The organism is Pengzhenrongella sp. (genome assembly GCF_036565025.1).
GTDB lineage: Bacteria > Actinomycetota > Actinomycetes > Actinomycetales > Cellulomonadaceae > Pengzhenrongella.
Map to the genome: position 1 here is coordinate 1 of NZ_DATCNW010000458.1, position 11691 is coordinate 11691.

Annotated in this window: 14 protein-coding genes; 11 read left to right on the forward strand and 3 right to left on the reverse strand. The window is 72.4% G+C overall.

The annotated features are described in order from the left end of the window. On the forward strand, window positions 1-418 hold a 418-nt coding region (locus tag VIM26_RS25710; protein WP_331956177.1), incomplete at its 5' end, for a substrate-binding domain-containing protein. A gap of 247 nt (window positions 419-665) precedes the next feature. Then, window positions 666-2171, forward strand: a complete 1506-nt coding sequence (locus VIM26_RS25715) for an alpha-N-arabinofuranosidase (RefSeq protein ID WP_331956178.1) — start codon at window positions 666-668, stop codon at window positions 2169-2171. Between the two features lie 115 nt (window positions 2172-2286). Here VIM26_RS25715 and VIM26_RS25720 read toward each other — a convergent pair whose 3' ends face one another. After that, on the reverse strand, window positions 2287-3099 hold the full coding sequence (locus VIM26_RS25720; RefSeq protein ID WP_331956179.1) for an HAD-IB family hydrolase: 813 nt from the start codon (window positions 3097-3099) through the stop codon (window positions 2287-2289). 35 nt (window positions 3100-3134) lie between these two features. Between VIM26_RS25720 and VIM26_RS25725 the strand changes: the two genes are divergently transcribed. Both VIM26_RS25725 and VIM26_RS25730 read left to right on the forward strand, forming a co-directional pair. Beyond that, window positions 3135-3398 (forward strand): glutaredoxin family protein, encoded by a 264-nt coding sequence (locus VIM26_RS25725; protein ID WP_331956180.1) that lies wholly within the window; start codon window positions 3135-3137, stop codon window positions 3396-3398. Further along, window positions 3395-4069, forward strand: a complete 675-nt coding sequence (locus VIM26_RS25730) for a redox-sensing transcriptional repressor Rex (RefSeq protein ID WP_331956181.1) — start codon at window positions 3395-3397, stop codon at window positions 4067-4069. Before VIM26_RS25725 ends, VIM26_RS25730 begins: the two co-directional genes overlap by 4 nt. A 106-nt stretch (window positions 4070-4175) precedes the next feature. Here VIM26_RS25730 and VIM26_RS25735 read toward each other — a convergent pair whose 3' ends face one another. Next, the gene (locus VIM26_RS25735; RefSeq protein WP_331956182.1) at window positions 4176-4730 is read right to left on the reverse strand and encodes a YceI family protein; all 555 of its coding nucleotides are present in this window, start codon (window positions 4728-4730) and stop codon (window positions 4176-4178) included. A gap of 179 nt (window positions 4731-4909) precedes the next feature. On the opposite strand from VIM26_RS25735, the gene VIM26_RS25740 reads away from it, so the two are divergent. From VIM26_RS25740 to ccsB, 6 genes are all read left to right on the forward strand, one after another. Then, on the forward strand, window positions 4910-5395 hold the full coding sequence (locus tag VIM26_RS25740) for a MarR family winged helix-turn-helix transcriptional regulator (RefSeq protein WP_331956183.1): 486 nt from the start codon (window positions 4910-4912) through the stop codon (window positions 5393-5395). 74 nt (window positions 5396-5469) lie between these two features. After that, a complete protein-coding gene (locus VIM26_RS25745) occupies window positions 5470-6108 on the forward strand; it encodes a histidine phosphatase family protein (RefSeq protein ID WP_331956184.1) in 639 nt (212 codons plus the stop codon). Beyond that, window positions 6105-6710, forward strand: coding sequence for a TlpA disulfide reductase family protein (locus tag VIM26_RS25750; protein ID WP_331956185.1), 606 nt, complete (start codon window positions 6105-6107; stop codon window positions 6708-6710). The genes VIM26_RS25745 and VIM26_RS25750 overlap by 4 nt, the downstream gene beginning before the upstream one ends. 11 nt (window positions 6711-6721) lie before the next feature. Continuing rightward, complete coding sequence (locus VIM26_RS25755) at window positions 6722-7633, forward strand: cytochrome c biogenesis CcdA family protein (protein ID WP_331956190.1); 912 nt, start codon at window positions 6722-6724, stop codon at window positions 7631-7633. Continuing rightward, on the forward strand, window positions 7633-9375 hold the full coding sequence (gene resB / locus VIM26_RS25760) for a cytochrome c biogenesis protein ResB (protein ID WP_331956186.1): 1743 nt from the start codon (window positions 7633-7635) through the stop codon (window positions 9373-9375). The genes VIM26_RS25755 and resB overlap by 1 nt, the downstream gene beginning before the upstream one ends. Continuing rightward, window positions 9372-10436 (forward strand): c-type cytochrome biogenesis protein CcsB, encoded by a 1065-nt coding sequence (gene ccsB / locus VIM26_RS25765; RefSeq protein ID WP_331956187.1) that lies wholly within the window; start codon window positions 9372-9374, stop codon window positions 10434-10436. The genes resB and ccsB overlap by 4 nt, the downstream gene beginning before the upstream one ends. Window positions 10437-10831: 395 nt before the next feature. Here the strand turns inward: ccsB and VIM26_RS25770 are convergent, their stop codons facing one another. Continuing rightward, window positions 10832-11224: a PLD nuclease N-terminal domain-containing protein gene (locus VIM26_RS25770; protein ID WP_331956188.1), complete on the reverse strand. Its 393-nt coding sequence runs from the start codon at window positions 11222-11224 to the stop codon at window positions 10832-10834. 52 nt (window positions 11225-11276) lie between these two features. Between VIM26_RS25770 and VIM26_RS25775 the strand changes: the two genes are divergently transcribed. Continuing rightward, window positions 11277-11691, forward strand: a 415-nt coding sequence (locus VIM26_RS25775) for a DUF4229 domain-containing protein (protein ID WP_331956189.1), incomplete at its 3' end; no start/stop codon positions are given.

Below are 11691 nucleotides of genomic sequence, written 5' to 3' on the forward strand. Positions count from 1 at the left end.
CGCCCTCGCCGAGGCCGGCCTGCCGCTCGACCCGGCGCTCGTGTGGCCGACGGACGCTTGGCACCGCGTGACGGGCGCCGAGACGATGCAGCGGCTGCTCGAGTCCGGGACCCCGTTCGACGCCGTCTTCGCGCTCAACGACGCCCTCGCGCTCGGCGCGCTGCGGGTCCTGCTCGCCCGCGGGGTGCGGGTGCCGCAGGACGTCGCGATCATCGGGTTCGACGACGTCGACGACGCGCGCTACTCCTCGCCGTCGCTGTCGAGCGTGGCCCCGGGCCGGCAGCAGATCGCGCGCACCGCGGTGGACCTGCTGACCGCGCGCATCGCCGACCGGGCGCGCCCGTTCGAGGAGATCATCACCGACTACCGGGTCGTCCCCCGAGAGTCCACCGCCGCCCCCTCCCCAACACCCAACTGACCCGCTGACCCCCACCACGGCCCCGCCACCCCGACGTGTCAGCCGCTGCGCGCCCCAGGGACCGCGCTCGCGCTGACAGGTTCCGGTGACCCGGATGTGTCAGCCGCTGCGCGCCCCAGGGAACGCGCTCGCGCTGACGCGTCGGGGGGAGGGGCGGGTGTCGTGGGGTCGGCAGGGGGTTGACGGGGGATCGGTCGTCCGGGATCGTGGCGTAGTACAACGATGTACATCCAGGAGGACACCCCGCATGCTGACCGCTTCCCTCACCCTTGATCCCGCGTTCACGGTCGCGCCGGTGCGACGACGGACGTTCGGGTCGTTCATCGAGCACCTCGGGCGCTGCGTGTACACGGGGATCCACGACCCGGGACACCCGACTGCCGACGCAGACGGTTTCCGAGGCGACGTCGTCGACCTCACCCGCGAGCTGGGCGTCTCGACCGTGCGCTACCCCGGCGGGAACTTCGTCTCCGGCTACCGCTGGGAGGACGGCGTCGGGCCGGTGGCGAAGCGCCCGGCGCGCCTGGACCTGGCCTGGCACAGCACCGAGCCGAACACGGTCGGGGTGGACGAGTTCATCACGTGGTGCCGCGCGGCCGACGTCGAGCCGATGATCGCGGTCAACCTCGGCACGCGGGGGGTCCAGGAGGCCCTCGACCTGCTCGAGTACTGCAACGTCGCCTCCGGGACGCACTTCTCCGACCTGCGGCGCGCCAACGGGTCGCAGGCCCCGCACAACGTGCGCATGTGGTGCCTGGGTAACGAGATGGACGGCCCCTGGCAGACGGGCCACAAGACCGCGACCGAGTACGCGCGGCTCGCGACCGAGACCGCGCGTGCGATGCGGATGATCGACCCGGACCTCGAGCTCGTCGTGTGCGGCAGCTCCGGCTCGGGGATGCCGACGTTCGGCACCTGGGAGGCGACCGTGCTCGCGGAGGCCTACGAGCAGGTCGACCTCATCTCGGCGCACGCCTACTACCACGAGGAGGACGGCGACCTCGCGAGCTTCCTCGGCTCGGCGATCGACATGGACCGGTTCATCGAGGACGTCGTCGCGACGGCGGACGCGGTGCGCGCGGCCAAGAAGCTCACCAAGCGCATCCACATCTCGTTCGACGAGTGGAACGTCTGGTACACCGGTGCCGCCGCCTCCGTCCTGCCGACCGACGGCTCTTGGCCGGTCGCGCCGGCGCTGCTCGAGGACCACTACAACGTGGCCGACGCCGTCGTCGTCGGGAACCTGTTGATCTCGCTGCTGCGGCACTCCGACCGGGTGCGGTCGGCGAGCCTCGCCCAGCTGGTGAACGTCATCGCGCCGATCATGACCGAGCCGGGCGGGCGCATCTGGCGCCAGACGACGTTCCATCCGTTCGCGCTCACCTCGAGGTGGGCCGTGGGGGACGTGCTCCGGGTCGAGCTCGCCAGCCCCGCGACGCAGACCGCGAAATTCGGCAGCACCCCGCTCGTGGACGCCGTCGCGACGCGTGATCCGAAGACCGGGGCGGTCGCCGTGTTCGCCGTGAACCGTTCGCTCACCGAGTCGCTCGTGCTCGACGTCGACCTGCGGGCGCTCGGCGCGATCGAGCTCGAGGAGTGCCTGACGCTCGCGAACCCCGACCCGCACGCGCACGCCTCCGTCGACGACGAGACCACGCTGGTCCCGAGGGAGAACACCGACGTCAAGCGCGAGGGCGACCGCCTCCGCGTCGAGCTCCCCCCGGTCTCCTGGACCATGCTCCGCCTCTCCTGACCCCGCCGGTCCCCCCGAAGCGCCCGCCGAGGTAGTACCGCCCACGCGAGATAGAGCCCTGCACGGCTCTACCTCGGCGCGGGGGTACTACCTCGGCGGGTCGGGCGGGCTCGGCTCAGCCGCGAAAGGAGCGGCCGATCGAGCGCAGGACCAGGCCGACCACCCAGGCCAGGCCCGCCCAGCTGGCGGCGTTGATGCCCTTCTTCGCGGCCCGGCGCCGGCCGCGGAACTCCCGCACCGGCCAGCCGGCAACCTGGGCGTGCCTGCGCAGGCGCGGATCGGGGTTGATCGCGCACGGGTGGCCGACGGTGGACAGGATCGGCACGTCGTTCGCGGAGTCACCGTAGGCGTAGGAGGCGTTCAGGTCGATGCCCTCGCGTTCCGCCAGCTCGCGGACCGCGCTCGCCTTGGCCTCGCCGTGCACCAGGGCGCCCACGAGCCGGCCGGTGTAGAACCCGTCCTTGTGCTCGGCGACCGTGCCGAGGCACCCCGTCGCGCCCAGTCGGCGCGCGATGAGGTTGCCGATCTCGACCGGTGTCGCGGTCACCAGCCAGACCTCGCGGCCGGCCGCGAGGTGGTCGTCGAGCAGCTGGCGCGTGCCGGGATAGATCCGCAGCTCGAGGACCTGGTCGTAGACCTCCTCGCCGATGGCGACCACCTCGGCGACCGAGTGTCCCTTCATGATGCTCAGCGCGCGGGACCGGATCTCGTCGATCTGGTCCTTGTTCTCACCGAGCAGCTGGTAGCGCATGTTGTGCGCGAACGCCCGCACGAGGTCGCGGTAGCGGAAGAACCCGCGCCGATGCAGGCCCATCGCGAGATGGAACGCGCTTGCCCCGCGGATGATCGTGTTGTCCACGTCGAAGAAGGCGGCCGTCGTCCTCGCGGGTACGGGGGTGCCGGCTTCGGCAGTCGATAGCTCGGGCACTGCTCCACTCTATCGACGGCGCCTAGTGTTGGCTCATGACTGACGACGCGGCGCGGGTTGTTCTGTACGGCCGCAGCGGCTGCCACCTGTGTGACGAGGCGCGCCTGGTCGTCGCTGACGCGGCGGCCACGGCGGGGGCGGGCTGGATCGAGATCGACGTCGACGCGGCCGACGACGGCGGTGTGCTCGAGCGCGAGTACGGCGAGCAGGTGCCGGTCGTCCTGGTCGACGGGATCCAGCGCGGGTTCTGGCGCATCGACCCCGACCGGCTGGCCACGGCCCTGCGGACCCCGCGATGAGCGCGGTCGTGCGGCCCGCCGCCGACGGGTCGGTCGCGCGGCGGGTGCCGCCCGCAACGGTCGGGCGCCTACCCGGATACCTGCGGGCCCTGGCGGTGCTCGCGGCCGACGGCGTCGGCACGGTCTCCTCGCGCACGCTCGCGGCCGCCGCCGGCGTCGGCTCGGCCCAGCTGCGCAAGGACCTGTCCTGCCTGGGCTCGCACGGCACCCGCGGGGTGGGCTACGACGTCGAGCACCTGAGCCGGCGGCTGACGGTCGTGCTCGGGCTGACGAGCCGGCGCGGCGTCGTGATCGTCGGGATCGGGCACCTGGGCCATGCGCTGGCCAACTACTCGGGCCTCGCCGGACGCGACTTCGCCGTCGTCGGCCTGGTCGACGCCGATCCGCGGGTGGTCGGCACGACCGTCGCCGGCCTGGAGGTGCAGCCCGCCGAGCGGCTCGCGCAGGTCATCGCCGAGGGCGCCGCGACGATCGCGGTGATCTCGACGCCGGCCGAGGTCGCGCAGGACGTGTGCGACGCCGTGATCGCGGCCGGGGTGAGCGGGATCCTGAACTTCGCCCCGCGCGCGCTGCGGGTGCCGCCCGAGGTGGACCTGCGCTCGGTCGACCTCGGTTCGGAGCTGCAGATCCTGGCGTTCCATGACCGCAGAAAGTCCGAGCTCACCGGCTGACCCGCCGCCAAACACAGCAACGTCCGAGCGTTGACGTCCTATAGGACGTCAACGCTCGGACGTTGCGGGTGAATCTGCGGGTCGTGCGGGTGGTTCAGGGGCGAGCTCAGGCCGCCTTGATGGCCGAGATCTCGAGGTTGATCTTGACCTTGTCGCCGACCATGACGCCGCCGGCCTCGAGCGCCGCGTTCCAGGTCAGGCCGAAGTCCTTGCGCGAGATCTCCGTGTTGGCGGAGAAGCCGGCGCGGAGATTGCCGTAGACGTCCGTCGCGGTGCCGTTGAACTCGACGTTCAGGGCGACCGGGCGGGTCACGCCGTGGATCGTGAGGTCGCCGGTGACGACGCCCTCGGCACCGGAGCCCTCGACCGACGTGGACGCGAAGGTCCAGACCGGGAAGTTCTCGACGTCGAAGAAGTCGGCGCCCTGGAGGTGCCCGTCGCGACCGGCGTCGCGCGTGTTGATCGACGTGGCGTCGAGCGTGGCGGTGACGGCCGAGGCGGTGAGGTTCTCCCCGACCGTGATGGTGCCCTCGGTGATGCCGACGAAGCCGCGGACCTTGGAGATGCCGGCGTGGCGGACCGTGAAGCCGGCCTCGCTGTGCGACGGGTCAGCGGCCCAGGTGCCGGCGACGAGCTCGGTGGGAAGCGTGGTGACGGTCATGTGGATCTCCTTGAATCGGTTCGGCGCGTGTCGTGGATCCGGGGCGAACCCTGCTGATGCCTGAACACGCAAGTTCTTGTTAGTTGATATTTCTACTATAGTGAGGAGCAGAACGCAAGCCCGACGGGTGCTAGAACAGGATCTGTCGGTTCGAGACGAGTCCAGAGCAGGTACCCCAGATGTCGACGCAGTCCGTCACCACCCCTCGTTGGCTCTCCGCCGAGCAGCAGCGGCACTGGCGCGCCTACGTCGAGGGCGCCGCGCTCCTCAGCGAGGCCCTCGGTCGCCAGCTCGAGCGGGACGCCGATCTCGCGTCGACCGAGTACGAGCTGCTCGTGCGGCTCTCCGAGGCCCCGGATCGCACACTACGGATGTCGCTGATCGCCGCCGAACTCGCGCACTCGCGCAGCCGGATCACGCACACGATCCACCGGATGGAGGCGCGCGGCTTCGTCGAGCGCTTCGCGTGCGAGGCCGACGGCCGCGGCGTGAACTGCCGGATGACCGACGCCGGCCTCGCCTGGCTCGTGCAGGCCGCCCCCGGCCACGTCGAGGCTGTCCGCGCCGCCGTGGTGGACGTGCTCACCGACGACCAGCTCCGCGCGCTCGGGGACGCGATGGGTGCGGTGCGCGACGGGCTGCGTGCGCCGCAGAAGGCCAGGTAACACCGGTCCATCTCACACCGGCGCGCCCCGTCGGGCTGGCCTGAGCACTCAGCCACGTTTGCGACACTGTGCGCATGGCCCAGACCACTATTCATCTCCTGCGGCACGGCGAGGTCCACAACCCGGCGGGCGTGCTGTACGGACGGCTGCCCGGCTACGGGCTGTCGGACCTCGGCCGCGCCATGGCCGACCGCGTCGCGCGGCATGTCGCGGACCGCGACATCACGGTGCTCGTCGCCTCGCCGCTGCAGCGTGCCCAAGAGACTGCGGCGCCCATCGCGGCCGCCCTCGGGCTCGAGATCAAGCCCGACGAGCGGCTGCTCGAGGCCGAGAACCAGTTCGAGGGGCTGACCTTCGGAGTCGGCGACGGTTCCCTGAAGCACCCCAAGCTCTGGCCGCTGCTGCGCAACCCGTTCCGCCCGTCCTGGGGCGAGCCGTACCGCCAGCAGGCGGACCGGGTGCTCGCGGCGGTCGGCGCCGCTCGCGACCTCGCGAGCGGGCACGAGGCGCTGCTGGTCAGCCACCAGCTGCCGATCTGGGTGACCCGGCTCGCGCTGTCCGAGCGCCGGCTGTGGCACGACCCGCGGCACCGGGAGTGCTCGCTCGCGTCGCTCACCTCCCTGCACTTCGACGACGAGCGGCTCACCGGGATCCACTACACCGAGCCCGCCGCCGACCTGCTCCCGGGTGCTTCCGCGGTGGCCGGGGCGTGACTGGGATCGCCAGGCGAGTGCTCGCCGGGCTGGCCGTGGCGTCCCTCGCCCTCCTCGCGGGCTGCGCGGGCGGGACGAACGGCAGCAACGACACCGTCGACCAGGGGTACCAGTCGGGTGACGGCAGCACGAAGACCTGGCCCGCGAACGACCGCGGCGACCCGGTCGCGCTGGACGGCACCGACTACGAGGGCAAGGTCGTCGACCTCGCCGGCTCACGTGGCGGCGTCGTCGTGCTCAACACCTGGTACGCGGCCTGCCCGCCGTGCCGCAAGGAGGCCCCCGACCTGGTGGCGCTCGCAACCGGCTACGCAGGCAAGGGCGTGCGCTTCGTCGGCATCAACGGCACGGACGCAGCCGGTGCCGCGCAGGCGTTCGAGCGGACCTTCAAGGTGCCGTACCCCACGATCGAGGACGCCGACGGCCGCGCGATCGCGGCCCTGCAGGGCGCGGTGCCCGTGCAGGCCGTGCCGACGACGGTCGTGCTCGACCGCGACGGCCGGGTCGCCGCCCGCATCCTCGGCCTCGCCGACCGCTCCACGCTGCGGGCGCTGGTCGACGACGTGCTCGCGGAGCCGATGCCGACGAGCCCCGGGTCGTGAGCGCCGTGTCCATGGGGGTCCTCGGCGACCTCGGGAGCACCTTCGGGACGGCCGCGTTCTCCGGCTCGATGCTGCTGGCGGTCCCGGTCGCGCTGGTCGCCGGCCTGGTCTCGTTCGCGTCGCCGTGCGTGCTGCCGCTCGTGCCCGGGTACCTCGGCTACCTCGGCGGGATGAGCGGTGCCGTGGTGGGTCAGCCGTACGCCCGGTCGGGTGGCGCCCGGACGGGTAGCGCAAGCTCGGGTGACGCACGGTCGCAGACCGGTCGCGCCGGAGCGAGGAGCCCCGGCGTCGCGAGTTCGCGCAGCTCTCGCGGGACGCGCGGCGCCGGTCGGACGGGCGCCGCCGGCCGCAGCCGGCTGCTGCTCGGCGTCGCGCTGTTCATCGCCGGGTTCACCGTCGTGTTCGTCTCGCTGGGCACCCTGGCCGGCTCGCTCGGCGCCGAGCTCGGGCGCTTCGGGGGCCCGATCAGCCGTGTGCTCGGCGTCGTCGTGATCCTGATGGGCATCGCGTTCGCCGGCTTCATCCCGTTCCTCCAGCAGGACCGGCGCCTGCACGCGAGCCCGACCGCCGGGCTGTGGGGCGCGCCCGTGCTCGGCATCGTGTTCGGGCTCGGCTGGGCGCCGTGCATCGGCCCGACCCTCGCGGCGGTCATCGCCCTGTCGCTCGACGGCGGCTCAGCCGCGCGCGGCGCGCTGCTGTCGGTCGCGTACTGCATGGGCCTCGGCCTGCCGTTCCTGCTCATCGCGCTCGGGTTCCAGCGCAGCGCGCGGGTGCTCGCGTTCGTGCGCCGGCACCGGCTCGGCATCTCACGGCTCGGAGGCGCAATGCTGATCGTGATCGGACTGGCTCTGGTGAGCGGCCTGTGGGGTACCTGGACGCAGTCGTTGCAGGGCCTCATCGGCGGCTTCGAGCCGGTGGTCTGATGAGCTCCTACCGCCCCGAGGGCATCGACGACTCCTTCAGCCACGCGCCCACGCCCGAGAGCGAGGCGCCGGTCCTGCCCAAGCTCGGCTTCGTGGGCACGCTGCGCTTCGTGTGGCGCCAGCTCATGAGCATGCGCGTCGCGCTCATGCTGCTGATGCTGCTCGCGGTGGCCGCCGTGCCCGGGTCCGTGCTGCCGCAGCGGCCCGTCGACCCCGCGAAGGTCGCCGCCTACCTGTCCGACCACCCGAGCACCGGCGTCTGGCTCGACCGGATCGGCGCGTTCGACGTCTACTCCTCCGTGTGGTTCTCGGCGATCTACCTGCTGCTGTTCGTGTCGCTGGTCGGCTGCATCGTGCCGCGCACCCGCGCGCACCTGAGCGCCGTCTGGGCCCGCCCGCCGCGCACCCCGCGCCGGTTCGACCGGTTCCCGGCGCGCGCCGCCGCGACGACGCCGGCCGGCCCGCGCGCCGTCGTCGACGCGGCCGCGCTCGCGCTACGCGGTCGTTGGCGCTGGCTGCCGCGGTTCCGGGTCGACGTGCGCGAGGAGAAGCCGCCCGTCGGCGACGGCGAGGGGACCTGGACCGCCGCCGCCGAGCGCGGGTACGTGCGCGAGACGGGCAACCTCGTGTTCCACCTCGCGCTGCTCGGCCTGCTCGTCACGGTCGGCGCCGGCCAGTTCTTGCACTACCGGGGTCAGGCGATCGTCGTGCAGGACCGCGGCTTCGCGAACGCCGTCGTCGACTACAACACCTTCGAGAGCGGCACCGGCTTCGACCCCGCGAGCCTGACCCCGTTCACTCTCACCCTCGACAAGTTCGCGGCGCGGTTCGACCCCGAGTCCCTCGCCGCGCGGTACTTCCGCGCCGACGTCACGGTGCGCGAGCCGGACGGCACCGAACGTCCGGAGTCGATCAAGGTGAACCACCCGCTCGACGTCGACGGGGCGAAGATCTACCTGCAGGGCAACGGCTACGCGCCGGACGTCACGGTGCACGACGCCGCAGGGAACGTCGCCTTCGCCGGACCCGTGCCGTTCCTGCCCGCCGACCAGGTGTACACCTCGCGCGGCGTCGTCAAGGTGCCCGACGTGTCGAGCGGCAAGCAGATCGGCGTCGTCGGCTTCCTGCTCCCGACGGCGGTCGAGACCGGCCCGAACCTGTGGCGCTCGGTGAACCCGCAGCCCAACTCGCCGCTGCTGGTGCTCTCGGTGTGGACCGGCGACCTCGGCCTGGACACCGGCGTCCCGCAGAACGCGTACCAGCTGGACGAGAAGGGCATGAAGCAGGAGGTCAACGCGAAGGGCGTGCCGGTCACGCTGTACGTGCGCCCGGGCCAGACCACGAAGCTGCCGGACGGCCTCGGCACGATCTCGTTCGACGCCCTGCCGAGGTACGTCGCGCTCGACCTGCGGCACGACCCCACGCTCGCGTTCGTGCTGCTCTTCGCCCTGACCGCGCTCGCGGGCCTCGCGACGTCGTTGTTCACGCCGCGGCGCCGGATCTGGGTCCGGGCCGTGCCCGACGGCGCCGGTCGCACCACGATCACCGCGGCCGCGCTCGCCCGGGGGGACGACCTCGGGCTGCAGGCCGAGCTGGACCGGGTCATGGCGGCGCTCCCGGACGCGGACCGGGATGCGGACCCGGACGCGAACCCGGGTGAAGTAGAGGATGCTGTGACAGCGGATTTTCGCGACGATGACCTGCAGGACGACGCATTGACAGGACCGGAGGCGGGCCGATGACCCTGGTAGAGCTGGGCGACCTGAGCACGAAGCTGGTGTGGAGTGCGGCGACGGTCTACACCGTCGCGCTGATCGCGTACTCGATCGACCTCGCGCGGCTGGCCGAGCAGGCCGGCAGCGCGGTCAGGCGCGCCGGGCGCGGTGCAGAGCCGACCGCCGGGATGGTCGGCGCGGGCGCGGGCGCGGGCGCGGGCGCTGCGCGCACCGCGACGCTCGCACCCGAGCGGACCGGTCTGGACGAGCGGCCGGCGAACACCGGACCGGCACGGACCGGAGCCTCCGGCAGCGCGCTGCCCCGGCGGCACTCCAAGGCCCGCGGCATCGCCCGCTCGACGACGATGCTCGCGCTCGCGATGCACATCGCCGCCGTCGTGCTGCGCGGCATCGCCGCGGGCCGTACCCCGTGGGCCAACATGTACGAGTTCGCAGTGGTCGGCTCGATGGTCGCCATCATCGTGCTGCTTGTCGTGCTGGCCCGGCGCGACTTGCCCTTCCTGGGCGTGGCCGTCACCGGACTCACCGTGCTCTCGCTCGGCCTCGCGCTGAGCGTGTTCTTCATCAAGGCCGAGGGCGTCCAGCCCGCGTTGCAGACGTACTGGATCGTCATCCACGTCGGCGTCGCGATCACCGCGACGGGCGTGTTCACGGTCGCGTTCGCGGCGAGCGTGCTCCAGCTGCTCAAGGGTTCGCGCGAGCGCGGGTCTGCGGTCCTGAACCGCAGTGGCTGGCGCTGGCTCGAGACGGTCCCGCGCTCGACCGAGCTCGAGGCGCTGTCCTTCCGGCTCAACGCGGTCGGCTTCGTGCTGTGGACCTTCACCGTCATCGCCGGCGCCATCTGGGCCGAGCACGCCTGGGGCCGGTACTGGGGCTGGGACCCGAAGGAGGTCTGGAGCTTCGTCGTCTGGGTCGTCTACGCGAGCTACCTGCACGCCCGCAGCACCAGAGGCTGGGCCGAACGCCGTGCCGCGCTGTTCGTCCTGGTCGGCTACGCCTGCGTCCTGGCCAACTTCACCATCGTCAACCTCTTCTTCACCGGCAAACACACCTACTCCGGCCTCTGACCCGCCCGGTCGGCTCCCGCCCGGTCGGTCGCAGTGCGGCACGTGCGCGGCCGCGCGGCGGGGCCGTCACCAGCCGTCCGTCCGCAGACTGCGCACATCGGGGCAGGCTGCGGACATCCGATGTGCGCAGTCGAGACGGATGTGCGCAGTCTGCGGCAAACGACGCCGTCGCGCGCCCGTCGGCCGCGTGGGGCGCCCTCGAGCGGCGAGCCAGTGAGTACCGGGTCCGATCCGCGCCCCACGGCTCACAGTCAGCGAGCCTTCGGGCGGGCGAGGGTCGCAGCCCGCAGACTGCGTACAACCGTGCAGGCTGCGGACATCCGAAGTGCGCAGTCCGCACCGATGTGCGCAGTCTGTCGGGCGTCCCGGCCTTCGGGCCCTGGGCGTGCGGGCGGTTAGGGGGTTGTGCCGCGGGGGCCGGCGGGGTCCTGGTCGGTGCCGCCGTCGTCGGGGTCGGGTTTCGCCGTGTTGTTGCGCCTGGCTTCGCGCTGGCGCTGCTCGAGGCGCCAGAGGAACTCCGGGTCGTCGTCGGGGCCGAGCTTGGGTGCCGGGGACGGGGAGCGGCGCCCGGCGCCGCCACCGCCGTCGCGCGGGGGGCGATCCGGGTGGTTGCGCGCCGACCGGCTCAGGGCGAGCCAGGCGACCGAGCCGACGAGCGGAAACAGCAGGATCAGGATGATCCAGATCGCCTGCGGGATCCCGAAACGCTCCGCACGCTCGCTGCGCGTGACATCGACGACCGTGTAGACGACCAGCCCGACGAGTAGCAGGACCCCGAAGTTGCGCATGCCTTAACAGTAAGTGTCCGCAGCGCGGACGCGCCGCCCCTAACCTGGACCTGTGCCGATCGTGATCTATTCCGTCCTGAGGCTTGGCCTCTTCGCTGTGTGCTTCGGGCTGGGCCTCTGGGCCGGCCTCGGCAGCTGGCTGCTCGTGGTCGGGTCCGCCTTCGCGGCCTGGGGGCTGTCGTACGTGCTGCTCGCCCGCCCGCGGGACGCCGCCGCGTTGCAGATCGCCGGGTGGTCCGCCCGCCGGGCCGCCGGTCACCGCTTCCCGGACGCCGTCGAGGCGGACGCCGCCCACGAGGACGCCGTGCTGGATGCGGCCGACGTCGTCGCTGCTCACGCGGCCGAGGACGTGACGCCGCACGCGGTCGACGACGTGGCGGCACGACCTGCCGACGTGGCCGACCATGAGACCGCAGCCCGGACCGCCGACGCGGCCGACGACGCCAACGACGCGGCCGACGACGTCC

Excerpts from the sequence above, each read along its gene's own strand:
- VIM26_RS25735 (WP_331956182.1), bottom strand. The coding sequence starts at position 4,730 with ATGACCGTCACCACGCTTCCCACCGAGCTCGTCGCCGGCACCTGGGCC.
- ccsB (WP_331956187.1), top strand. The coding sequence starts at position 9,372 with ATGACCCTGGTAGAGCTGGGCGACCTGAGCACGAAGCTGGTGTGGAGT.
- resB (WP_331956186.1), top strand. The coding sequence starts at position 7,633 with ATGAGCTCCTACCGCCCCGAGGGCATCGACGACTCCTTCAGCCACGCG.
- VIM26_RS25745 (WP_331956184.1), top strand. The coding sequence starts at position 5,470 with ATGGCCCAGACCACTATTCATCTCCTGCGGCACGGCGAGGTCCACAAC.
- VIM26_RS25755 (WP_331956190.1), top strand. The coding sequence starts at position 6,722 with ATGGGGGTCCTCGGCGACCTCGGGAGCACCTTCGGGACGGCCGCGTTC.
- VIM26_RS25730 (WP_331956181.1), top strand. The coding sequence starts at position 3,395 with ATGAGCGCGGTCGTGCGGCCCGCCGCCGACGGGTCGGTCGCGCGGCGG.
- VIM26_RS25770 (WP_331956188.1), bottom strand. The coding sequence starts at position 11,224 with ATGCGCAACTTCGGGGTCCTGCTACTCGTCGGGCTGGTCGTCTACACG.
- VIM26_RS25740 (WP_331956183.1), top strand. The coding sequence starts at position 4,910 with ATGTCGACGCAGTCCGTCACCACCCCTCGTTGGCTCTCCGCCGAGCAG.
- VIM26_RS25725 (WP_331956180.1), top strand. The coding sequence starts at position 3,135 with ATGACTGACGACGCGGCGCGGGTTGTTCTGTACGGCCGCAGCGGCTGC.
- VIM26_RS25715 (WP_331956178.1), top strand. The coding sequence starts at position 666 with ATGCTGACCGCTTCCCTCACCCTTGATCCCGCGTTCACGGTCGCGCCG.